This window comes from Bacillus sp. SH7-1, from assembly GCF_008042405.1.
Classification (GTDB): Bacteria; Bacillota; Bacilli; order Bacillales; family Bacillaceae_G; genus Bacillus_A; species Bacillus_A thuringiensis_N.
The window spans coordinates 124,953-147,039 of sequence record NZ_QNUD01000017.1; the positions used below are offsets into that span (position 1 = coordinate 124,953).

A 22,087-nucleotide genomic window follows, 5' to 3' on the forward strand; every position below is an offset into this window, starting at 1 on the left:
TGAACAGCATGAGAAGAAGTCGCCGTAAATCATTTGATGAACTTGTGAAAGAAAATAAACAACAATTATTAAGCGATCGTGATGCAATCGATCGTATTGAAGAACGTATTGAAAAACGTTATGAAATGAAACTTTTTAAGCAAGCTGAATAATTCTTAACACTAGTACGATACTAGTGTTAAGGAGGCGATAGTAATGGGTAATCCGAAAAAGAATTCAAAAGACTTTGCACCGAATCATATTGGAACACAATCAAAAAAAGCTGGTGGCAATAAAGGAAAGCAAATGCAAGATCAAACGGGTAAACAACCGATTGTTGATAACGGTTAAAGAAAAGGAGAATATTACATTCTCCTTTTTTATGTATAAATTTGAGGGAAGATAGGTAATTTAAGATAGTGTGTATATACAATATTAGGAGGGAAGTACATGCCAAATCCAGATAATCGAAGTGACAACGCTGAAAAGTTACAAGAAATGGTGCAAAATACAGTTGATAACTTTAATGAAGCAAAAGAAACAGCGGAACTTTCTAATGAAAAAGATCGTGCTGCTATTGAAGCAAAAAATCAAAGACGTTTAGAAAGTATTGACTCATTAAAAAGTGAAATCAAAGATGAATCTTAACAAAATGTACAAAAAGGGCTGACTTTTGTCAGCCCTTTTTCGTAATCGTAAAGTTTTCAACGAGTAAACGCCAATTTTGCGGGAATGGTAAACCAATTTTCCAATAACTAATACCGCCAATACCTTGTTCTTTCATTAAATTGAATTTACTTTGAACAGACCGTGAATCTTCAAACCAAACTTCGTGTTGTACACCATTTTCATCGAAATAATTAAAATGAGGAGCTTGAGCTGTGAAATCATAGCGGATAGGAACATTGTATTTACGAGCTAGTGCAACAGCTGCAATAGAGCTAATTGCTTTTGCCGGTGGATTTCCTTCTTTAAATGGAAGTTTCCAATCGAAACCATATAAATTTTGCCCCATCATAATTTTTTGTGGGGGCATTTGAGATTTTGCATATTGAAGTACTTCTTTTACAGGGCCGATAGGAGAAATCGCCATCGGTGGCCCACCTTGCCATCCCCAGTCATATGTCATAATGACGACGAAATCAACAATTTGTCCTTGTGCTTTATAATCGTGAGCTTCGAAAAATTTTCCCTTTTGATTTGAACTTGTTTTCGGTACAAGCGTTGTGCTTAGCGTGTATCCATTAGGTAATCGTGTTTTTACATTTCGTAAAAAACGATTATACGCTTCGCGATCTTCAGGTGCCACACTCTCGAAATCAAAATGAATGTCTCGCATACCGTACTTCTCAGCAGTTTGCAAAATGTTTGTAATAAATTTGTTTTGGATTGTTGCGTCCCGTAAAATAACTGATGTCAGATCGGCACTGAAATTTCCATTTTCAATATTTGTAATAACAAGCATAGGGATAGTGTTGCCTTGCGTTGCAATATTAGCGATTTTAGCTGTTTCGGTTGGTTCTTTTAATGTACCATCTCTTTTGGCTTCAAAACTAAAGTAGGCTAAATACGTTAAAAATGGGTTGATAGCACGTGTAGCACTTACCAAACTTTCTTTTATTGGAATTGTTGAAGGTTGTAAATAAGCGATGGATTCTACCGCTCGTTTTGTCCCTTTCGGTATATATAATTGCTGTCCAACATGGAGAATGGATTTTAAAGATAAGTTATTAACTTTAGCTAAACTAGCGAGAGGAACGTTATATGTCTGAGAGATTCGATATAGGCTATCGCCAGGCTGCACATAATAATTATTTCCTTTCGTATTAACGATCAGTGCCTGACCAACGACGAGTGTTTCAGCTGGATTTAATCCATTGTCCTTTACTATCTCGTCAGGTGTTGATCCATACTTTGATGCCAAGCTAAATACGCTATCACCGCTACGAACAGTTACAATTTGAATCATATGCTTGCTCCTTTCGGTAAAAGATTCACTGTTTTTATTTTATTTTTGATGTCACTGTATTATGATTAAATGTATGCAAGGTAGCAGAAGTGAAAGAAGGCGAATACATATGTTTGTAGCAGAACATGAAGTTGAAATCCGTTATGCGGAAACAGATCAAATGGGTGTTGTTTACCATTCAAACTATTTGGTGTGGCTTGAACTAGGTCGCACGAAACTTATACAAGATTTAGGATTTTCATATGTTGAAATGGAGAAAGAGGGAATTATTTCTCCTGTGTTAGATTTGCAAATTTCATATCGTAAAGCGATGCGTTACGGTGAAAAAGCAATTGTGAAAACGTGGGTGGACACTGTGAGCCCGCTTCGCGTTGTATATGGTTATGAAATATATAATGGTGAAGGTGAACTTTGTATTACTGCAAGTACGACAAATATTTGTGCGAAAAAAGAAGGTTTCAGGCCTGTATCATTTAAAAAGTTATATCCAGAGTGGTATGCGAAATATGAGGAAATTAAGAAAAAATAAAAAAGCGTGGCAGATGCCACGTTTTTTTTTATTTTTCATAATTAAATTGCGGGAAATCATCACCGTCGTTAAATGTAACAGATAAATTATGTCCATCGAAGAACCACTCATCATCGCCTTCAATAAAGAAGTTAATACCTTCTTCTTGAGTTTGCACAGCAGGATGTGCAGGATCATCTTTACGAATACCTAAAGAAAGTCCTTTTTGCACAGTACTGCAACCGCCGTATTGTACGAAAAGGCGAAGTGTTTCACCCGATTGTAAGTTTAATTCGTTTTTATACCATTGTGCTGCTTCTTTTGTTACGGAAAGATTCATGTATAGTTCCTCCAAATTATGTTGCTTTTTCTTTAGTATAAAAAATAACGCAAAAAGACGCTATTAATATGCTTCACGTTTTCTTTTTGCGTTATGTGGGTTACGATCTTATTTTTGCTTTTTTGAAAAGTTTGCTTTCGGTTCAGTTTTATTTATAATTCGTCCAATATTTGCACGGTGTTTATAAATAACCATACCTGCTAATAAACACATCGCAATAATGAAGATTTTATCCCCGCTAACAATTGATGCGATAACGGCAACGACAGCTGTTACCATAGAAGAAAGTGATACGTATCTTGTTGTAAATAAAAGGCTGAAAAAGACAACAGCTAATATTGCAAAAACAACTGGTGAGTAGCATAAAAGCACGCCAGCAGAAGTTGCAACTGCTTTACCACCACGGAATTTCGCGAAAATCGGATACACATGTCCAAGAACAGCTGCTAATCCGAACCATAGTGGATGAACTTCTAACCCGAAAATAATCGGTAGACTCGTTGCTAATGTACCTTTTAAAATGTCAGCAATTGTAACGATAAAACCTGCTTTTTTCCCTAGTGTGCGGAATGTATTTGTCCCGCCCAAATTACCGCTTCCATGCTCACGAATGTCAATTCCATAACCAATCTTTCCAACGACTAGTGCAAATGGGATCGAGCCAAGTAAGTAGGCAACGATAAATAAAAGATATGTAGTAACCATAAGTTCAGTCTCCTTTATTCAAATGTGTTGATAAAGGGTAAAAAGAGTTTTTCCCGTATATTGTACCATACATTTGTAAAGAGCACATTTCTTTTTTGTAAATGAAAAATTCATTATTTCGTGAAAAAAATTTCACAGGAATGTTACATTTCTCGCGGAAACAATATGACTATATGTAGTAACATTTTAATCAAAAGACAACAACATATTGGTGGAGGGTTATGAATGTTACAAAAAAATACACGTGGAGAAGAATTAATGAGAGTGTTTGAGACAATTGTCCACGGCAATGAACAAGATTTAATGCAAGAAAATGCAAATGTAGATGGTCGCTCTCCGATGGGAGTAATGGGAACGTTTGCATCTGAGAGTGCGAAATATTATGCAGTTGAAAATTTATTGTCAGATCAAGTGAAAAAAGCGATAAATCAAAATATATTATATCCACATGACTTAGATTTTTATGCGACTGGGACAACGACTTGTTCGCAAATTCCATTAGAACAAATGCTTGCTAACGGTTTTCATACAGGACATGGCCATATGAGACAACCGCAAGACATAAAAAGTGCATTGGCTCTTTCGTCTATTATTTTTCAAGCGAATCAAAATATGCAGCACGGTGGTCAATCGTTTGCACTCTTTGATGTTGATTTAGCTCCATATGTGAGAAAAACAGTAGAGAGACATAAGAAACGATTACAGACATATCCACTTACGAAAGAACAAATAGAAGAATTTGCGTGGAAAGAAACAGAAAATGATACGTATCAGGCTTGTGAAGCTTTCATTCATAATTCAAATAGTATGCATAGTCGGGGCGGGGGGCAAGTACCGTTTATTTCTATTAATTATGGAACAGACACGTCTAAAGAGGGACGATTATTAGTTAGACAGCTTTTAAAAGCGACACAAGCTGGTCTTGGTAAAGGGGAAACACCAATTTTTCCCATTCAAATTTTTAAAATGAAAAAAGGTGTGAACTTTGAAGAATGTGATCCGAACTATGATCTATTTGAATTAGCGTTAGAGACAACGGCCGAACGATTATTCCCGAACTTTTCATTTTTAGATGCACCATTTAATGCTGTGCATTATGATGGACGCCCTGAAAGTGAAGTATGTTATATGGGATGCCGTACCCGTGTTATGTCTAACATACATGGAGAAGAAACAGCAATTGGAAGGGGTAATTTATCATTTACGTCTATTAACTTAGTAAAGTTAGCGTTAATTAGTGGTTCAAAAGAAGCATTTTTTGAAGCGTTAAATTATTACTTAGATTTAGGAATTAAGCAATTATTAGAGCGATTTGAGTACCAATGTACGAAGCGAGCGAGAGATTTTCGATTTTTATATTCACAAGGTGTATGGCGCGGAGGAGAAAAGTTACAGCCTGAAGATTCTGTAGCATCCATTTTAAAGCAAGGGACGTTAAGTCTTGGTTTTATCGGTCTTGCGGAGTGTTTAGTAGCTTTAACAGGAAAGCATCATGGAGAAGATGAAGAATCATGGAAACTCGGGTATGAAATCATTTCCTTTATGAGAGATAGAATGGATAAAGCGACAGAAGAGCATGAACTGAATTTCTCAGTAATTGCAACTCCAGCAGAAGGACTATCAGGGAAGTTTGTGAAAAAAGATAGGGAAGAATTTGGTGTGATTAGCGGTATAACGAACCATAATTATTATACGAATTCGTTCCATATCCCAGTTTACTATAACATGCAAGCGATTAATAAAATTCGTTTAGAAGGACCTTTCCATGCCCTATGTAACGGGGGGCATATTACGTATATTGAACTAGACGGAGCAGCTATGCATAACAAAAAGGCGTTAAAACAAATTGTGCAAGCGATGGCAGAGAATGGTGTTGGATACGGTTCAATTAATCATCCTGTTGACCGTTGTAAGTGCTGCAATTATCACGGAGTTATTGGAAATGAATGTCCAAGCTGCGGAAATGAAGATGAGACCAATATAGAAAGAATTCGCCGCATAACAGGTTATCTTGTAGGAGATATGTCGAAGTGGAATAGTGCGAAACGTAGTGAAGAGATGGATCGGGTGAAACATAAATGAAAGTGATGAACATCATTCATGATAGTGTAGTAGATGGAGAAGGATTGCGGACAGTCGTGTTTTTTGCGGGCTGTCCGCATCGTTGTTTCGGTTGCCATAATCCGAAATCGTGGAATATTTGTAATGGAACTGAAATGACAGTAGCAGAAATTATGGAAGAGATTGCAAGTAATCCATTAACTGATGTAACATTTTCAGGTGGAGATCCATTTTTCCAAGCTGATGAAGTGAAAAAAGTAGCAAAAGCTGTGAAAGATTTGAAAAAAAATCTATGGATGTATACAGGTTATACGTTAGAAGAGATACAGAGTTCTCAAAATAATGATATGATAGAGTTGTTACATTATGGGGATGTTTTAGTCGATGGAAGATTTGAAATCGAGAAAAAAGATTTAACACTTCCATTTCGCGGAAGCTCCAATCAACGTATTATTCGATTGAAAGAGTAAAAAGGCGGGATAGATTATATGAATAAAACAGTATTACTTGTTGAAGATGAAAGAAGATTACGTGAAATCGTTAGTGATTATTTTCGTAATGAAGGCTTTGAAGTAATCGAAGCAGAAGACGGAAAAAAAGCGTTAGAATTATTCGCAGAGCATGAAATTGATTTAATTATGTTAGATATTATGTTACCAGAAATAGATGGATGGTCTGTTTGTAGACGAATTAGAAAAGAATCAGCAGTGCCAATTATTATGCTAACAGCACGTTCGGATGAGGATGATACATTACTAGGGTTCGAATTAGGTGCAGATGAGTATGTAACGAAACCTTTCAGCCCGAAAGTGTTAGTAGCTCGCGCGAAGACGTTATTGAAACGTGCGGATGGCGTGGTAGGAGTAGCAGAAGAAAATGCTATGTCTTTGGCTGGAATAGAAGTGAATCGTCTATCTAGAACTGTTTTAGTAGATGGAGAAGAAATTATATTGACACATAAAGAATTTGAACTTCTCGTTTATTTAATGGAGAACAAAGGAATTGTGTTGTCACGACAACATTTATTAGATCAGTTATGGGGATATGACTATTACGGCGATGACCGAACGGTTGATACTCATATTAAAAAGCTAAGAAATAAGCTAGGAGATAAAGCGAAGCATATCGGTACTGTTATTCGAGTGGGTTATAAGTTTGAAGAATAATTGTAACGGATTGTGTACTTTAGCCTAGGGAAGTGTCGATTTTATGTCCTCTTTGGCAGGTAGAATGTACAAAAAATACATTTTTTGTCTACAATGTAAGATGAGAGTATTTTTTTAATTGGATTTCACGATGAGTTCACAAGAAGGACACAAAACGTGACTATACTGAAAATACGAATTCACCAGAGAGGGGAAATAAAACATGGGATATTACGACGGACCAAATTTAAATGAAGAGCATAGTGAAACGAGAGAAGTGAGAAAATCAGGTAGTAAAAAAGGTTATTTTTTCACAGGTTTAGTCGGAGCTGTAGTTGGGGCTGTTTCAATTAGTTTTGCGGCACCATATATGCCATGGGCTCAAAATAATGGAGCGACTGTATCATCATTTAGTTCGGATTCAAAAGTTGAAGGTACTGTAGTTCCTGTTGTCAATAAAGCAAAAAATGAAACTGATTTACCTGGTATGATTGAAGGTGCGAAAGATGTTGTTGTAGGTGTTATTAATATGCAACAAAGCATTGATCCATTTGCAATGCAACCGACAGGTCAAGAACAACAAGCTGGTTCAGGATCAGGTGTTATTTATAAAAAAGCAGGAAATAAAGCATATATTGTAACGAACAACCATGTAGTAGATGGTGCAAATAAACTTGCTGTAAAATTAAGTGATGGTAAAAAGGTAGATGCAAAACTAGTAGGGAAAGATCCTTGGTTAGATTTAGCTGTTGTTGAAATTGACGGTGCTAATGTAAATAAAGTTGCTACTTTAGGTGATTCTAGTAAAATCCGTGCGGGTGAAAAAGCAATTGCAATCGGTAACCCACTAGGGTTTGATGGAAGTGTAACGGAAGGTATTATTAGTAGTAAAGAACGTGAAATTCCAGTTGATATTGATGGGGATAAACGGGCAGATTGGAATGCTCAAGTTATTCAAACAGATGCAGCGATTAACCCTGGTAATAGTGGTGGTGCATTATTTAACCAAAACGGTGAAATAATTGGGATTAATTCAAGTAAAATTGCACAACAAGAAGTTGAAGGGATTGGATTTGCTATTCCAATTAATATCGCAAAACCAGTTATTGAATCACTTGAAAAAGACGGAGTAGTGAAACGTCCAGCTCTTGGAGTAGGTGTCGTTTCATTAGAAGATGTGCAAGCTTATGCGGTAAATCAATTGAAAGTACCGAAAGAAGTAACAAATGGCGTTGTATTAGGTAAAATTTATCCAATATCACCTGCAGAAAAAGCTGGTTTAGAGCAATATGATATTGTAGTAGCATTAGATGATCAAAAAGTAGAAAATTCACTTCAATTCCGTAAATATTTATATGAAAAGAAAAAAGTAGGCGAGAAAGTAGAAGTTACATTCTATCGTAACGGTCAAAAAATGACGAAAACAGCTACTTTAGCAGATAACTCAGCTACAAAGAATCAATAATCGGAATAAAAGAAAGTCTCTTTCATATTGAAAGAGACTTTCTTTATCGGCTATACTAAAGGAATAGGAGGGATAAATTATGACAATTGAAAACCCAACTCGTACGGAAATTGGTGAAGTATTAAAGAAAAGCAAAACGATTGCAGTTGTTGGATTATCGGATAAGCCAGAGCGTACATCGTATATGGTTTCAAAAGCAATGCAAGATGCTGGGTATCGCATTATTCCAGTAAACCCAACAGTAGATGAGGTGCTTGGAGAAAAGGCAGTTGCTTCACTAAAGGATATTAAGGAACATGTTGACATTGTAAATGTATTTCGCCGTTCAGAATTTTTAATGGATGTTGCAAAAGAATTTGTAGAGATTGATGCAGATGTTTTTTGGGCACAATTAGGAGTACAAGATGAAGATACATACAAACTTTTAAAAGAAAAAGACTATACTGTAATAATGGATCGTTGTATAAAAGTAGAACATGCGATGACAAAATAGTATAGAGTCTAAGGTAGAAAGATTGATTCAGCCCTCATGATAGGTAGGGCCGATGAACGAGGTGTTCATCATGAGATTTTTTAAAGGCTGTTTTTGGGGATTGTTACTTGTAATCCCGTTTTGGATATTGATCATTTGGATCATAATAAAGGTTTGGAATGTGTAATCTTGGCATACATATCCATTTCTCGTTGACAAACGATTATTTTTCTGAAATAGTAGCCTAGAGGAATCCTTGTGAAAAAACAAGGATTTTTCTATTGAAAATGGTATATAAAAGAGATAAGATAACTTGCCAAAACTATAGTCGAGGCGTTATTCTATAATAGAAACATATGTTCTGATTTTGGATTAGGAAAGGGGCAAGGAGTTTGGCGAAGCATCAGTTCCAATATAATGAAGATGCGATTCAAGTGTTAGAAGGACTTGAAGCCGTTCGAAAACGCCCGGGTATGTATATCGGGAGCACGGACAGCCGTGGATTGCATCATTTAGTATACGAAATAGTAGATAACTCCGTTGATGAAGCGTTAGCGGGATTTGGCGACGAAATTTCTGTCGTAATACATAAAGATAATAGTATTAGCGTTATAGATAAAGGGCGAGGAATGCCTACGGGAATGCATAAGCTTGGAAAACCTACACCAGAAGTTATTTTAACTGTACTTCATGCCGGTGGTAAGTTTGGTCAAGGGGGTTACAAAACGAGTGGTGGTTTACACGGTGTTGGGGCATCAGTTGTAAACGCCTTGTCTGAATGGTTAGTCGTAACGATTAAGCGTGACGGAAATATTTATGAACAACGCTTTGAAAATGGTGGTATTCCTGTAACGACGCTTGAGAAAATCGGAAAGACGAAAGAATCTGGTACGACAATGCATTTCAAACCAGATACAACGATTTTTAGTACAACAAATTACAATTATGAAACATTATGTGAAAGATTACGTGAATCAGCATTCTTATTAAAAGGAATGAAGATTTCAATTAAAGACGAACGAAATGATTTAGAGGATGTCTTTCATTATGAAACAGGAATTGAAGCTTTCGTTTCCTATTTAAACGAAGAAAAAGATTCAATCCATCCAGTTGTATATTTCACTGGTGAACAAAATGGCATTGAGGCAGAGCTAGCATTTCAATTTAACGATGGTTACTCAGAAAATATTCTTTCGTTTGTAAATAATGTACGTACAAAAGACGGTGGAACACACGAAGCTGGGTTTAAAACAGCAATGACACGTGTGTTCAATGAGTATGCGCGTAAAGTTTCACTATTAAAAGAAAAAGATAAAAACTTAGAGGGTACAGATATTCGTGAAGGTGTAGCGGCTATCGTTTCTGTACGTGTACCGGAAGAAGTACTTCAGTTTGAAGGACAAACGAAGGGGAAACTAGGTACAAGTGAAGCTCGTTCTTCAATTGATGCCATTGTATCAGAGCATTTAGCCTACTTTTTAGAAGAAAATCCGGATGTAGCTACACTTCTTGTGAGAAAAGCAGTGAAAGCAGCGCAAGCGCGTGAGGCTGCTCGTAAAGCGAGAGAAGAAGCTCGTAGTGGTAAGAAGAAGAAAAAATCAGAAGGTACATTAAGTGGTAAGTTAACACCTGCACAATCACGTAACCCGCAGAAAAATGAACTGTACCTAGTAGAGGGTGACTCTGCCGGTGGTTCTGCGAAACAAGGACGAGACCGTCGTTTCCAAGCGGTATTGCCATTACGTGGTAAAGTAATTAATACAGAAAAAGCAAAGCTTGCTGATATCTTTAAAAATGAAGAGATTAATACAATCATTTATGCAATTGGCGGCGGCGTAGGAAATGAATTCGATGTTGAAGATATTAACTACGATAAAGTTGTCATTATGACCGATGCTGATACAGATGGAGCTCATATTCAAGTATTGTTACTAACGTTCTTCTACAGATATATGAAGCCACTTATCGAAGCTGGTAAAGTATTTATCGCACTTCCACCTTTATATAAAGTAAGTAAAGGAAAAGGTAAGAGTGAAGTAATTGAATATGCATGGTCAGATGAAGAATTAGACGGTGTAACGAAAAAAGTTGGAAAAGGCTATATGTTACAGCGTTATAAGGGACTTGGTGAAATGAATGCAGATCAATTATGGGAAACGACTATGAATCCTGAAACGCGCACATTAATTCGCGTGAAAATTGATGATGCAGCAAGAGCAGAACGCCGCGTTACAACGTTAATGGGTGATAAAGTAGAACCGCGTCGTAAATGGATTGAGCGTAATGTACAATTTGGTATGCAAGAAGAAGGAAATATTTTAGAAAATGAAATGATAATGGAGACGGAGGTGGAATAACATGCAAGCAGAGAAGTTTCATGACCTCCCGCTTGAAGACGTGTTAGGTGACCGCTTTGCACGTTATAGTAAATATATAATTCAAGACCGAGCGCTTCCAGATGCGCGTGATGGCTTAAAGCCGGTACAAAGACGTATATTATATTCTATGTATGTAGAAGGTAATGTACATGATAAAGCGTTTCGTAAATCAGCCAAAACAGTAGGTAACGTTATCGGTAATTATCATCCGCATGGAGATTCCTCTGTATATGAGGCGATGGTACGTTTAAGTCAAACTTGGAAAGTACGTAATGTTTTAGTTGAAATGCATGGTAATAATGGTAGTGTTGACGGGGATCCAGCAGCAGCAATGCGTTATACGGAAGCTCGTTTATCACCTATCGCATCTGAATTATTACGTGATCTTGATAAAGAGACAGTTGAATTCGTGTCTAACTTTGATGATACGAGTGAAGAACCGGTTGTATTACCAGCAGCATTCCCGAACTTATTAGTGAACGGATCTACAGGGATTTCCGCTGGTTATGCAACAGAAATCCCTCCGCATCATCTTGGAGAAGTTATTGATGCGACAATGATGCGTATTGATAAACCGAATAGTACTGTTGATGATTTATTAACAGTTATGAAAGGGCCAGATTTCCCAACAGGTGGTATTATTCAAGGGATTGATGGTATTAAAAAGGCGTATGAAACAGGTAAAGGTAAAATTATTATTCGCGGAAAAGCAGAAGTTGAAACGGTTCGTGGTGGGAAACAGCAAATCGTAATTACTGAAATTCCTTACGAAGTGAATAAAGCAAACTTGGTTAAGAAAATGGATGAATTGCGTTTAGATAAAAAATTAGATGGCATTGCTGAAGTGCGTGATGAGACAGATCGTACAGGTCTCCGCATTGTTGTAGAGTTAAAAAAAGAAGCAAATGCAGAAGGTATTTTAAATTATTTATATAAAAATACAGATTTACAAATTCCATACAACTTTAATATGGTTGCGATTAATAACCGTCGTCCAACGCTTATGACATTACCAAAAATTTTAGATGCATATATTGGGCATCAAAAAGAAGTCGTTACGAGACGTTCACAATATGAATTGCGAAAAGCAGAAAATCGTCAACATATTGTAGAAGGTTTAAAGAAAGCATTATCAATTTTAGACCAAGTAATTGAAACGATTCGAGCTTCAAAAGATAAGCGTAATGCAAAAGATAATTTAAGTGCGAAATTTGGTTTTACAGAAGCGCAAGCGGAAGCAATTGTATCTCTGCAATTATATCGTTTAACGAATACAGATATTACAGCACTACAACAAGAGGCCGATGAGCTTAATAAGAAAATAATAGAACTACAGTCGATTTTACAAAGTGAAAAAAGATTACTTCAAGTAATTAAAACAGATTTAAAGAGAGTCAAGAAAACATATAGTGATGATCGACGTGCTATTATTGAAGACCAAATCGAGGAAATTAAAATAGATGTGGAAGTAATGATCCCACAAGAAGATGTCATCGTTACTGTAACGAAAGAGGGGTATGTGAAACGTACTGGATGGCGTTCACATAATGCCTCAAATGGCAAAGACTTCGGTATGAAAGAGGGTGACATCTTACTTGAACGATTCGATACGAATACGACAGAGACAGTCCTCTTATTTACGAATAAAGGCAACTATATATATCTGCCAGTATATGAAATGCCAGATATTCGTTGGAAAGATTTAGGTCAGCACGTTGCTAATATCGTTTCACTCGATCGGGATGAAACCATTATTTGGGCAACTGTCGTACCGAATTTTGAGGAAGAAAAGCGATTTATCGTATTTGTAACAAAGAATGGCATGATTAAGAAGACAGAATTAAATCTATATAAAGTACAGCGCTATTCAAGGGCGTTTGTTGCTGTAAACTTGAAAAAAGATGATGAAGTTGTCGATATATTTGCGACAGATGGAACGAGTGATATCGTTCTTGCTACACACGGTGCATATGCACTTATTTTCCATGAAGATGAAGTAAGTCCAGTCGGTGTAAGAGCCGCTGGTGTGAAAGCAATTAATTTAAAAGAAGATGACTATGTCGCTTCTGGTAAACCATTAAATGGTGACAAAGATCAACTTATTCTCGTAACGCAGCGCGGTGCTGTAAAACGCCTAAAAGCATCAGAAATTGAGAAATCAACGAGGGCGAAGCGAGGTCTTGTTATTTTCAAAGAGTTAAAACGTAATCCATACCGCATTGTCGGTATTGAAATTGTTCGAGACGATGAACTAGTTTACATGAAGACAGAGAAACACATTGTAGAAGAAATTGATCCGAAAGCGTATCGAAATAAAGACAGGTATAGTAACGGTAGCTTAGTGCTAGATGTTAACGATACTGGTGAAGTTATTGAAACGTGGACGAAAAAACGACCGGAATAAAAAAAGCATCTTGCCATAAATAATGGCAAGATGCTTTTTTCTAGGCAATTTATTATGTAAATAATAATAATCTTGCTATAATAACTGAATGAAATCGTTCTCATAAAGTGAAACTTTAATCAGTGGGGGTCTTACTACCCACAAATAGCGGGACAACTGGAGGAGCAACATGAAAAAAATAGGTGTAGGGATTGTAGGGTTTGGATTTTCTAGTACAACATTTCACATCCCATTATTACAAACGATAGAAGAATACGATATTCGTGCCGTATTATCATCAAAAGAAGAGGTAGTAAAAGAAACATTACCGAATGCTAACGTCGTTAGTACAATTGATGAATTGGTGAAGCGAGCTGATATTGACTTAGTTGTCATTACTTCACCAAATACAACTCATTTTCCATATGTAAAAGAAGCAATATTAAACGGAAAGCATGTTGTTGTGGAAAAGCCATTTGTTGTTTCAATTGAAGAAGGTGAAGAGCTTATTTCATTAGCAGAGCAGCATAATGTGGTATTAAGTGTATATCATAATCGTCGTTTTGATAATGATTTCTTAACGATTAAGAAATTATTAGAAGAAAATAGAATAGGGAATCTATACGCATATGAAGCGCATTTTGATCGTTTCCGTCCACATGTACGTGATCGCTGGAGAGAAAAGAACTTACCAGGATCAGGAATATTATATGATCTAGGGTCGCATTTAATTGACCAAGCATTATCATTATTTGGGAAACCAAATGCGATAAATGCAGATGTAATCAAACAACGACCAGATGCACAAATTGATGATTACTTCCATGTTGTACTTCACTACGGAGTAAAGCGTATCATTTTACATAGTAGCAGTTATGTAAAACAAGCAGGTCCACATTTTACACTGCATGGAGATAAAGGTTCTATCGTGAAATACGGTATGGATTCGCAGGAAGAACAATTAAAAAATGGAATGAAGCCAGGCGATAACGGTTATGGAGTAGACATTGAAGAGAATTTTGCTATTCTAGAAACAGAAGAAGAGTTAGTACGTATTCCAACAGAAGTCGGCTGTTATGACATGTACTATAAAGGTGTAAGAGATAGCATTGTAAATGGTGAGAAACCACCTGTAACAGCGCAAGAAGGTTTAGAAGTAATTAAGCTGATTCAATTAGCGGTTGAAAGTAGTGAAACGGGTAGAGTCATCACTGTAAAATAAAAAAGACACGAATTTCGTGTCTTTTTTATTAGGAATATGTGAATATCGCTAATTATTTAGTTTAAGCGTTTATCGTACATTAACTGAATTTGTATGCCGTAAGGATCTTCAATAATACCGTATGCTTCACTAAATATATTTTTTTTCAGCGGAGAGATTATTTTCACATGCTTATCGGAAATTAAATTATTATAAAATCTTTGTATTTCTTCTAAATTAGCGCTTTGAATGCAAAGTGACATGTTATTTCCAACGGTATAACGTTCATTAGGATTCATTGTATCTTCTGCTATCATTAGCTTTGTATTCCCAATTTGTAAAACAGAGTGAGCAATATGATCTTTATTTTCACTTGTAATTTTGAAAGAACTATCTCTTTTCGCCAGTTCTTCATACGTAACAATCATTAGCTTCTTTGCTTCTAAATTATGTGTGTAAAAATGAATTGCATCCTTTGCTTGCCCATTCATTGAAAGAAAAATAGCTATTTCTAATGTCATAAATATAACTCCTTTATTAGTTAATAATTATAATATAGACTAAAAAGGTTTCAATACATGACACCTTTTTGGGAGGGAATTATGAAAAAAACGGAACGAATAAATGATATGTTGATTTTCTTAAATAATAAAAGATACTTTAATTTAAAAGATTTAATGGCTAGATATGCTATTTCTAAAAGTACCGCGTTGCGAGATATTCAGTCATTGGAAGAAATAGGGGTACCAATATATTCTGAACTAGGTAGAAATGGAAGTTATAAAATTATAGAAAATAGTGTGTTATCACCAATTTATTTTAGTGTGGATGAAATGTATGCGTTATACTTTTCAATTCTTACATTAAATGGATACAAGACAAAACCATTCCATATAGAAAGTATTGCGCTTGAAAATAAATTTAAACATGTATTACCTGATAATGTGCGTAAAAATATTTCAATTATGGAACGAACGCTTTCTTTTGAAGTAACAAATCATAGTAATTTTAGTCCGTTCTTAAAAGAAATTTTACAGGGGATTTTTGCTGAGCGAGTTTATCATTTAACATATTTAAAAAAAAATGAGGAGAAAGCATTGGTTGCCCAATTTATTCGGATAGAATCTAAATTTGGCCAGTGGTATGCTAAAATCTTTAATTTTGAGACAAATAATGTCCAAATAATTAGATGTGATAAAATTCTTTCTATTGTGGAAACGAGCAATATTAATCCGAAAAATCTTGAAGAATTATTAAGTTATCTTACTACTTTTCACAGAAAGCCTGATGCAATTGATTTTAGTGTCATTGTTAATCAAAAAGGAAAAGACATTTTTGATAAAGAGAATTATCCTTCCATGAAGATACAAAAAGAAAATGAAAATTATAGTATAACAGGCTATTTTAATAAACAAGAAGTTGATTTTATCTCGAACTATTTTCTGAATTTCGGAGAAACGATTATCTCAATTCAGCCTGTCATGCTAAAGGAGTTAATCTATAATAAGGTATTATCTATAAAGCAGCATTTAACTTCTTTAAGAGAAAGTTAGTTTTAGTCATTTTTTGACATAAAAAAGCCCTTGAGATTTAAATATCCAAAGGGCTTTTTGTTAATTTTATTTGTTCTTTAGAAAAATTATTTTTCCGGAACAGAAAGACCATAAAAGAACATCGTAACGATATCTTGTATATGTTTTTCACGATCGCCTTCCAAAAGTTGTGCTCCAAAATCATCACCTAATTTAGTGAACATTTGAATGTAAAGTAACATCATTTCTTTAGTAAGGTGGGGGTTAATTTCATTTTTTTGCTGCGCTTGTTCTAATATTTCTAAATACCATGGCAGTATTTTTTCGTTTTGATAACTATAAATAAACTCTCGGAGAATTGCATCCCTTTGCATCATTTGTAGTAACATATCAGGCTGAAATAATCCGCCAGTATTCATTTTTCTTACAATCATTTTTTGCATCATATCATGGAAAGGTAATTTTTCTTCAGCAAGCTCTTTATAATATTGAAATTCAGATATGATAAATTCTTGTATAAGTTCTCTAAATAACGCATCTTTACTTCCAAAATGATTATAAATTGTAACCTGAGAAACGTTTGCTTCTTTTGCGATATGTTCTATTTTCACTTCATTAAATCCACGTTCTGAAAATAATAAGAAAGCTGCCTCTTTAATAGCGCGTTTTTTCTTTTCTTTCACTTTTTCAAAGCCGTTCAATTCAATCACCTCAATTAAAATATACAAGAAAAAATAATGGAAAACAATATTTTTGAAATATGTACATATAAATATTTCAAAAAGTTGTTGCGAATATGAAAGATGAGGAGTACAATAATTTTGAAATATCAAACGTTAAATATTTCAAAAAACGAGGTGGAATTATGATTTCAGTTCAAGATGTTACAAAACAGTTTTCGAATGGAAAAGGTCTGTTTCATATTACATTTGATGTAAAAGAAGGAGAAGTATTCGGTTACTTAGGACCAAATGGTGCCGGGAAATCAACAACGATTCGTAATTTAATGGGATTTATAAAACCGACATCTGGAAAATCTTCAATTTTTGGATTAGATTGTTGGAATGAAGCCGCGAAAATTCAAAGAGAAGTCGGATATTTACCAGGAGAAATTTCTTTTATTGAAGGAATGAATGGATTAGACTTTCTAAAGTTAATGCAAGGAATGCGCGGATTACAGGATACGAAAAGACGAGATGAACTAATAGAACGTCTACAATTTGATGTAAAAACACCGATTCGCAAAATGTCTAAAGGAATGAAACAAAAAGTAGGGATTGTTGCTGCATTTATGCACGATCCAGAAGTGCTAATCTTAGATGAACCAACATCTGGACTCGATCCACTTATGCAGCAAGTATTTATAGATTTAATAATAGAGGAAAAGCAAAGAGGAAAAACAATTCTTATGTCTTCGCATATTTTCACTGAAATTGAGCGTACATGTGACCGAGTAGCGATTATTAAAGATGGTCGCCTTGTGACGGTTGAAAATATTCATGATTTACAAAGTATGAGACGACAGGTAATAGATGTAACCGTATCATCGCAAGAAGAGATTGAATCTCTTACACAATGTAATTTGCAATTTGAAACGGTGAAAGGTAGAGAGGCATCGATTATTGTGCAAGGAAACTATCAAACTGTTTTACAAATACTTTCAAACTATAATGTAACGGCACTTCAAACGCGAGCAATGGATTTAGAACATTTATTTATGCATTATTACGATAAGAAAGAAGGGGTAAAGCATGAATAAGCAATTGTTTTTAGCTAGTTTGAAAGAAACGCAAAAAAGTATTTTGAGTTATGCAACTGGTGCAGCTCTTTATTTATGGTTATTAATTTGGATATTCCCTTCAATGGTATCAGCGAAAGGGTTAAATGAATTAATAAGTGCTATGCCTGATAGTGTGAAAAAAATTGTTGGTATGGAAAGTCCGATTCAAAACGTAATGGATTTTTTAGCTGGCGAATATTATAGTCTATTGTTTATTATCATATTAACAATTTTTTGTGTAACAGTTGCAACACATTTAATTGCTCGTCATGTAGATAAAGGAGCGATGGCATACTTGCTAGCAACACCTGTATCTAGGGTGCAAATTGCTATTACGCAAGCATCTATTCTCATATTGGGACTACTAATTATAGTAACTGTTACGTATGTAGCGGGTATAGTAGGTGCAGAGTGGTTTTTACAAGATAATAACTTAAATAAAGAATTATTCCTGAAGATAAACGTAGTTGGAGGGCTCACATTTTTAGTCGTTAGCGCGTATTCATTTTTCTTTTCTTGTATATGTAATGATGAAAGAAAGGCACTTAGTTATTCAGCAAGTTTAACTATTTTATTTTTCGTACTGAATATGGTAGGTAAATTAAGTGATAAGTTAGAGTGGATGAAAGGTCTATCGTTATTTACACTGTTTCGTCCAAAAGAAATTGCTGAAGGAACGTATAATATATGGCCGGTAAGTATAGGTTTAACTGCTGGAGCCCTTTGTATTTTCATAGTAGCAATTGTAGTGTTTAGGAAGAGGGATTTACCGTTGTAAAGTAGAAAGTCCACTGAGAAAGTGGGCTTTTTTTGATGAGGAGGAAACGAATGAATCATTTGTTCCGGGTGCAGCTATATGTAAATGATATAGAAAAGTCATTATTGTTCTATGAAGAAGTAATTGGTTTAAAGCTGTATAAAAGAAGTATGTATGCAGCACGTTTTAATCATGACCAGTTTTCTTTATTATTAGTTAGTGATTCAAGATTGAATGAAAATCACTATTTTTACAATCGAAAAGAAATGAAGGGGAATGGCTTTGAATTAATTATTGTTGTCAATCGAATTGAAGAAGTATATGAACGTTGTAAAGAGAAGCGATGCACAATACAAGAAGAAATTCAAACTTATCCATGGGAGATGAGGGGATTTAAAGTTCTAGATCCAGATGGGTATTTCCTTAGAATTACATCTGAGTAAAGGTAAACATGAAGAATGTTTACCTTTTTTTATGAAAATATTCAAAAAAATGAACCTTTTTCTAGGCCCATCCGTCTAATACATGTAAAGTTAAATTTGAAGTGAGGATGAAACAGGAGGAGCAATTGTGAAAGTAATCCCTTTATATAAAATGATTGTAAAAGAAGAAACAGATGTTTCCTTAGCGAAAAAAGGTAATCATGAAGCGTTTATGGCGCTTATACATACAGAAAAAGTGAAGATGTATCGTATTGCAAAGGCTATGTTACGTGATGAGACAAATATAGAGGATGCGATACAAACAACAATTTTAAAAGCCTATGAAAATATAAAAAAATTAAAGAAAGAAGAGTTTTTTCAAACTTGGTTAATTCGAATTTTAATGAATGAATGTAACAACATTATTAGAGCGTATAAAAAGGTAATTGTGACAGAAGAGAATGATTACAATATGAGCGCATGCGATCAGTATGAAGATATAGATTTGTGTAATGCGATTCAATCGTTACATGAAGAGTTAAGAGCTGTTACGGTGCTTTATTATTATGAAGATATGAATCAAGAGAGTATAGCGAGGCTTTTAGAAGTACCAAAAGGAACAGTGAAATCGAGATTGTCACGTGCGAGGGAACAACTACAGAAACGATTAAAGACGGAATAGGGGGTGCAAAGGATGGATGATGAAAAATTATTTGATGAGAAATTAAAAAAGAGAATAAAAGAAGAGAATGTTATAGTGCCGCCAGAGTTAAATGAAAAGATTAATGGTACACTACATAATCTTCCGGTAAAAAAGAAAGGTTACAGAGTTTATATGATGGTTATAAGTGCTGCTGTTCTAGCGCTTTCTATTGTGTCTATGTCGGAGTTTTCTGATCAAATTTTTGCTCAAAACGGCGGAGTATTTGAATATGTAAAGAAAAAGGCATTTTCTGATTACGAAAATGAAGAGGAAGTAAAATCGAATGCAAATTATCCAGATAAAGAAAAGATTCATGAAAAGATGCTAGATTCCATTGATCATTTTAATAATATTTCAGGACAATTTGAGGAATATTCTAGTTCGTCAAGAATTGCTACAACGTATAGGTATGCAATTGATACGGAGAAACAAAGAGGTGTCTCTTCGAAAGAAGATAAACTAGTGAAAAAAAGAACAGTTATATATAACGAGGGCAAGAAAAAAGAGTATGATGACGAGAAGTATACATACAAAGAGACAAAATGGAGCCCAAAAGAAAGAAACAATGAACTATTAAAATTAAATCCTACGGAAAGGTTATTGAGAAAATCAGGTGAGAAAAAAAGATATGATGATGAATATGTGGGATTCGCGAAGTATAGTATTCAATCAGAATTTGCTGATCTATTAATTCGATATAAAGATTGGAATTATAAAGAAACGAAGTATCTTGGACTTGATTGCTACAAAATAGAAGGGACAATAAATATAGAAATGCCTGTAAGTACATCTGAAGATTTAAGAGGGAAATTTGAAATGGTTGTAGAGAAAAATACAGGGATTATGCTAAAATTTCTTAGTTTCCACGAAGGTATGATTCAATATTCGATTACGACCGAATGGATACAGATAAACAAAGGATTGAAAGAGAATACATTTCAAAAGGAAAGCGCTAATTATGAGAAATTGAAAAATATATTAGATGAATAGAAAACGGAGGAAACTATATGGAGAATCACTCTTCTTCAAGAGAAAAGAAAAATAAACGAAAATATAAAAAGACAACGATAATAAGTGTATTGTTAGCAATATTACTATTTGGCGGATTGGGATATGGTACTTACGTATATATGAAAACTTCTAATCTCGTACAAAAATCAAATGTTAATTTAGCACGTGGTGAAAAATCAAATTTACGTGAGGAAACTGTAAAACCGATTACCAATAATGTTTCACTTTTAATTATGGGAATTGATGAAAATCAAGAACGACAAAAGGAGTATAATGGTGCATTTCATACAGATGCACTACTGTTAGCTACTTTTAATAAAGATGATAAGACAGTGAAATTAACGAGCATACCACGTGATACCTACACATATGTTCCGGTTGAAAAGAAAAAAGATAAAATAACGCATGCATATGGAAGTGGTTTCGTTAAAAATGGTAAAGATGGAGGGCCACAAGCTTCAGTGGAAGCAGTAGAAAAATTATTACAAGTGCCTGTTGATTATTTTGTGAAGTTTAATTTTAATTCATTTACTAAAATTGTTGATGGGTTAGATGGGATTGAAGTAGATGTCCCAGTTGAATTTACGGAACAAAATAGTAAAGATGAAGCTGACGCGATCCATTTGAAAAAAGGACTACAAAAATTAACAGGAGTAAAGTAGATGTCCCAGTTGAATTTACGGAACAAAATAGTAAAGATGAAGCTGACGCGATCCATTTGAAAAAAGGACTACAAAAATTAACAGGGGAAGAAGCACTTGCCCTAGCAAGAACGCGCCATATTGATAGTGATGCAATGAGAGGGCAGCGCCAACAACTTGTTATGGAAGCGATTTTAAGTAAATTAAAAAGTGTAGGATCGATTACGAAGTTAGAAAAAATAGTTGAGGCGGTTGACGGTGATTTTAAAACAAACTTAGTAATGGATGATATTTTATCTTTTTATAAATACGGTTTAAACGGTTCGATTGAAAAAATACAATTAGCTGGTGATGATTTATACTTACCTAATGGCCCAAACGGGCAACGTGTATATTATTATAATCCTAATAAAAAAGATCTACAGAGTTTGAGTAATACTCTTAGAACACATCTAGGATTAAGTGAAAAGCAGATTGAGGAGAATTGAAGCAGATGTAATGTCTGCTTTTTTATTTTTGTAGAAAAGAGGTTTGTTATAATATACATTATTTATTAACAATAATTTACAAGTGTTTTATAGTGAAGGGATATAAAGACTATTAAATCAGTACATATAATTCAATGAGGTATAGTG

Annotated in this window: 23 protein-coding genes and 1 pseudogene; 19 read left to right on the forward strand and 5 right to left on the reverse strand. The window is 34.8% G+C overall.

Going from position 1 to position 22,087, the window contains the following annotated elements:
* The first annotated feature begins 8 nt into the window (after positions 1-8).
* From DN390_RS16575 to tlp, 3 genes are all read left to right on the forward strand, one after another.
* Positions 9-152, forward strand: a complete 144-nt coding sequence (locus DN390_RS16575; protein WP_001254697.1) for an FbpB family small basic protein — start codon at positions 9-11, stop codon at positions 150-152.
* A gap of 43 nt (positions 153-195) precedes the next feature.
* Complete coding sequence (sspN, locus tag DN390_RS16580) at positions 196-330, forward strand: acid-soluble spore protein SspN (protein WP_000527987.1); 135 nt, start codon at positions 196-198, stop codon at positions 328-330.
* Positions 331-429: 99 nt separating this feature from the next.
* On the forward strand, positions 430-627 hold the full coding sequence (gene tlp, locus DN390_RS16585; protein ID WP_001133511.1) for a small acid-soluble spore protein Tlp: 198 nt from the start codon (positions 430-432) through the stop codon (positions 625-627).
* A gap of 28 nt (positions 628-655) precedes the next feature.
* Here the strand turns inward: tlp and DN390_RS16590 are convergent, their stop codons facing one another.
* Positions 656-1,948: a glycoside hydrolase family 18 protein gene (locus DN390_RS16590; protein ID WP_097949217.1), complete on the reverse strand. Its 1,293-nt coding sequence runs from the start codon at positions 1,946-1,948 to the stop codon at positions 656-658.
* A gap of 109 nt (positions 1,949-2,057) precedes the next feature.
* Here DN390_RS16590 and DN390_RS16595 point away from each other — a divergent pair, with 109 nt between their 5' ends.
* Entirely contained in the window at positions 2,058-2,477 is a 420-nt protein-coding gene (locus tag DN390_RS16595; protein WP_000495816.1) for an acyl-CoA thioesterase, read from the forward strand.
* 28 nt (positions 2,478-2,505) lie between these two features.
* On the opposite strand, the gene DN390_RS16600 is transcribed toward DN390_RS16595, so the two are convergent.
* Both DN390_RS16600 and plsY read right to left on the reverse strand, forming a co-directional pair.
* Positions 2,506-2,796 carry a HesB/YadR/YfhF family protein gene (locus tag DN390_RS16600; RefSeq protein ID WP_001054449.1) on the reverse strand — a complete coding sequence of 97 codons (291 nt, stop codon included), beginning with the start codon at positions 2,794-2,796 and terminating at the stop codon, positions 2,506-2,508.
* 108 nt (positions 2,797-2,904) lie between these two features.
* Positions 2,905-3,501, reverse strand: a complete 597-nt coding sequence (gene plsY / locus DN390_RS16605; protein ID WP_060631824.1) for a glycerol-3-phosphate 1-O-acyltransferase PlsY — start codon at positions 3,499-3,501, stop codon at positions 2,905-2,907.
* A 225-nt stretch (positions 3,502-3,726) separates the two neighbouring features.
* Between plsY and DN390_RS16610 the strand changes: the two genes are divergently transcribed.
* From DN390_RS16610 to DN390_RS16645, 8 genes are all read left to right on the forward strand, one after another.
* Entirely contained in the window at positions 3,727-5,583 is a 1,857-nt protein-coding gene (locus tag DN390_RS16610; RefSeq protein ID WP_147807856.1) for an anaerobic ribonucleoside triphosphate reductase, read from the forward strand.
* Positions 5,580-6,032 (forward strand): anaerobic ribonucleoside-triphosphate reductase activating protein, encoded by a 453-nt coding sequence (gene nrdG / locus DN390_RS16615; RefSeq protein ID WP_060631822.1) that lies wholly within the window; start codon positions 5,580-5,582, stop codon positions 6,030-6,032. Before DN390_RS16610 ends, nrdG begins: the two co-directional genes overlap by 4 nt.
* An 18-nt stretch (positions 6,033-6,050) precedes the next feature.
* A complete protein-coding gene (locus DN390_RS16620) occupies positions 6,051-6,728 on the forward strand; it encodes a response regulator transcription factor (protein WP_001044683.1) in 678 nt (225 codons plus the stop codon).
* A 202-nt stretch (positions 6,729-6,930) separates the two neighbouring features.
* Positions 6,931-8,172, forward strand: coding sequence for a S1C family serine protease (locus DN390_RS16625; RefSeq protein ID WP_097949221.1), 1,242 nt, complete (start codon positions 6,931-6,933; stop codon positions 8,170-8,172).
* Between the two features lie 79 nt (positions 8,173-8,251).
* The gene (locus tag DN390_RS16630; protein ID WP_000151382.1) at positions 8,252-8,665 is read left to right on the forward strand and encodes a CoA-binding protein; all 414 of its coding nucleotides are present in this window, start codon (positions 8,252-8,254) and stop codon (positions 8,663-8,665) included.
* Positions 8,666-9,036: 371 nt separating this feature from the next.
* A complete protein-coding gene (gene parE / locus DN390_RS16635; RefSeq protein ID WP_060631820.1) occupies positions 9,037-11,001 on the forward strand; it encodes a DNA topoisomerase IV subunit B in 1,965 nt (654 codons plus the stop codon).
* A 1-nt stretch (position 11,002) separates the two neighbouring features.
* The gene (parC, locus tag DN390_RS16640) at positions 11,003-13,426 is read left to right on the forward strand and encodes a DNA topoisomerase IV subunit A (protein ID WP_060631819.1); all 2,424 of its coding nucleotides are present in this window, start codon (positions 11,003-11,005) and stop codon (positions 13,424-13,426) included.
* Between the two features lie 169 nt (positions 13,427-13,595).
* Positions 13,596-14,627 (forward strand): oxidoreductase, encoded by a 1,032-nt coding sequence (locus DN390_RS16645; RefSeq protein ID WP_147807857.1) that lies wholly within the window; start codon positions 13,596-13,598, stop codon positions 14,625-14,627.
* Between the two features lie 56 nt (positions 14,628-14,683).
* Here DN390_RS16645 and DN390_RS16650 read toward each other — a convergent pair whose 3' ends face one another.
* A complete protein-coding gene (locus DN390_RS16650) occupies positions 14,684-15,127 on the reverse strand; it encodes a VOC family protein (protein ID WP_147807858.1) in 444 nt (147 codons plus the stop codon).
* A 57-nt stretch (positions 15,128-15,184) separates the two neighbouring features.
* On the opposite strand from DN390_RS16650, the gene DN390_RS16655 reads away from it, so the two are divergent.
* On the forward strand, positions 15,185-16,159 hold the full coding sequence (locus DN390_RS16655; RefSeq protein WP_147807859.1) for a helix-turn-helix transcriptional regulator: 975 nt from the start codon (positions 15,185-15,187) through the stop codon (positions 16,157-16,159).
* Positions 16,160-16,245: 86 nt separating this feature from the next.
* Here DN390_RS16655 and DN390_RS16660 read toward each other — a convergent pair whose 3' ends face one another.
* Positions 16,246-16,848, reverse strand: a complete 603-nt coding sequence (locus DN390_RS16660) for a TetR/AcrR family transcriptional regulator (RefSeq protein WP_179955757.1) — start codon at positions 16,846-16,848, stop codon at positions 16,246-16,248.
* A 155-nt stretch (positions 16,849-17,003) separates the two neighbouring features.
* Here DN390_RS16660 and DN390_RS16665 point away from each other — a divergent pair, with 155 nt between their 5' ends.
* From DN390_RS16665 to DN390_RS16690, 6 genes and pseudogenes are all read left to right on the forward strand, one after another.
* Positions 17,004-17,897, forward strand: a complete 894-nt coding sequence (locus DN390_RS16665) for an ABC transporter ATP-binding protein (RefSeq protein WP_147807861.1) — start codon at positions 17,004-17,006, stop codon at positions 17,895-17,897.
* Positions 17,890-18,696 carry an ABC transporter permease subunit gene (locus DN390_RS16670; protein WP_147807862.1) on the forward strand — a complete coding sequence of 269 codons (807 nt, stop codon included), beginning with the start codon at positions 17,890-17,892 and terminating at the stop codon, positions 18,694-18,696. Before DN390_RS16665 ends, DN390_RS16670 begins: the two co-directional genes overlap by 8 nt.
* Positions 18,697-18,746: 50 nt before the next feature.
* Positions 18,747-19,118 (forward strand): VOC family protein, encoded by a 372-nt coding sequence (locus tag DN390_RS16675; protein WP_147807863.1) that lies wholly within the window; start codon positions 18,747-18,749, stop codon positions 19,116-19,118.
* Positions 19,119-19,245: 127 nt separating this feature from the next.
* Positions 19,246-19,779, forward strand: a complete 534-nt coding sequence (locus DN390_RS16680; RefSeq protein ID WP_147807864.1) for a sigma-70 family RNA polymerase sigma factor — start codon at positions 19,246-19,248, stop codon at positions 19,777-19,779.
* Between the two features lie 12 nt (positions 19,780-19,791).
* Positions 19,792-20,790, forward strand: coding sequence for an anti-sigma factor (locus DN390_RS16685; protein ID WP_147807865.1), 999 nt, complete (start codon positions 19,792-19,794; stop codon positions 20,788-20,790).
* Positions 20,791-20,807: 17 nt separating this feature from the next.
* Positions 20,808-21,940, forward strand: a pseudogene (locus DN390_RS16690) (LCP family protein).
* The last annotated feature ends 147 nt before the right edge of the window (positions 21,941-22,087 follow it).

Coding starts and splice junctions, on each gene's coding strand:
- nrdG (WP_060631822.1), top strand. CDS start 5,580: ATGAAAGTGATGAACATCATTCATGATAGTGTAGTAGATGGAGAAGGA.
- DN390_RS16665 (WP_147807861.1), top strand. CDS start 17,004: ATGATTTCAGTTCAAGATGTTACAAAACAGTTTTCGAATGGAAAAGGT.
- DN390_RS16575 (WP_001254697.1), top strand. CDS start 9: ATGAGAAGAAGTCGCCGTAAATCATTTGATGAACTTGTGAAAGAAAAT.
- DN390_RS16600 (WP_001054449.1), bottom strand. CDS start 2,796: ATGAATCTTTCCGTAACAAAAGAAGCAGCACAATGGTATAAAAACGAA.
- DN390_RS16590 (WP_097949217.1), bottom strand. CDS start 1,948: ATGATTCAAATTGTAACTGTTCGTAGCGGTGATAGCGTATTTAGCTTG.
- DN390_RS16620 (WP_001044683.1), top strand. CDS start 6,051: ATGAATAAAACAGTATTACTTGTTGAAGATGAAAGAAGATTACGTGAA.
- sspN (WP_000527987.1), top strand. CDS start 196: ATGGGTAATCCGAAAAAGAATTCAAAAGACTTTGCACCGAATCATATT.
- parC (WP_060631819.1), top strand. CDS start 11,003: ATGCAAGCAGAGAAGTTTCATGACCTCCCGCTTGAAGACGTGTTAGGT.
- tlp (WP_001133511.1), top strand. CDS start 430: ATGCCAAATCCAGATAATCGAAGTGACAACGCTGAAAAGTTACAAGAA.
- DN390_RS16625 (WP_097949221.1), top strand. CDS start 6,931: ATGGGATATTACGACGGACCAAATTTAAATGAAGAGCATAGTGAAACG.
- DN390_RS16645 (WP_147807857.1), top strand. CDS start 13,596: ATGAAAAAAATAGGTGTAGGGATTGTAGGGTTTGGATTTTCTAGTACA.
- DN390_RS16670 (WP_147807862.1), top strand. CDS start 17,890: ATGAATAAGCAATTGTTTTTAGCTAGTTTGAAAGAAACGCAAAAAAGT.
- DN390_RS16685 (WP_147807865.1), top strand. CDS start 19,792: ATGGATGATGAAAAATTATTTGATGAGAAATTAAAAAAGAGAATAAAA.
- DN390_RS16610 (WP_147807856.1), top strand. CDS start 3,727: ATGTTACAAAAAAATACACGTGGAGAAGAATTAATGAGAGTGTTTGAG.
- DN390_RS16650 (WP_147807858.1), bottom strand. CDS start 15,127: ATGACATTAGAAATAGCTATTTTTCTTTCAATGAATGGGCAAGCAAAG.
- DN390_RS16595 (WP_000495816.1), top strand. CDS start 2,058: ATGTTTGTAGCAGAACATGAAGTTGAAATCCGTTATGCGGAAACAGAT.
- DN390_RS16630 (WP_000151382.1), top strand. CDS start 8,252: ATGACAATTGAAAACCCAACTCGTACGGAAATTGGTGAAGTATTAAAG.
- DN390_RS16675 (WP_147807863.1), top strand. CDS start 18,747: ATGAATCATTTGTTCCGGGTGCAGCTATATGTAAATGATATAGAAAAG.
- DN390_RS16655 (WP_147807859.1), top strand. CDS start 15,185: ATGACACCTTTTTGGGAGGGAATTATGAAAAAAACGGAACGAATAAAT.
- plsY (WP_060631824.1), bottom strand. CDS start 3,501: ATGGTTACTACATATCTTTTATTTATCGTTGCCTACTTACTTGGCTCG.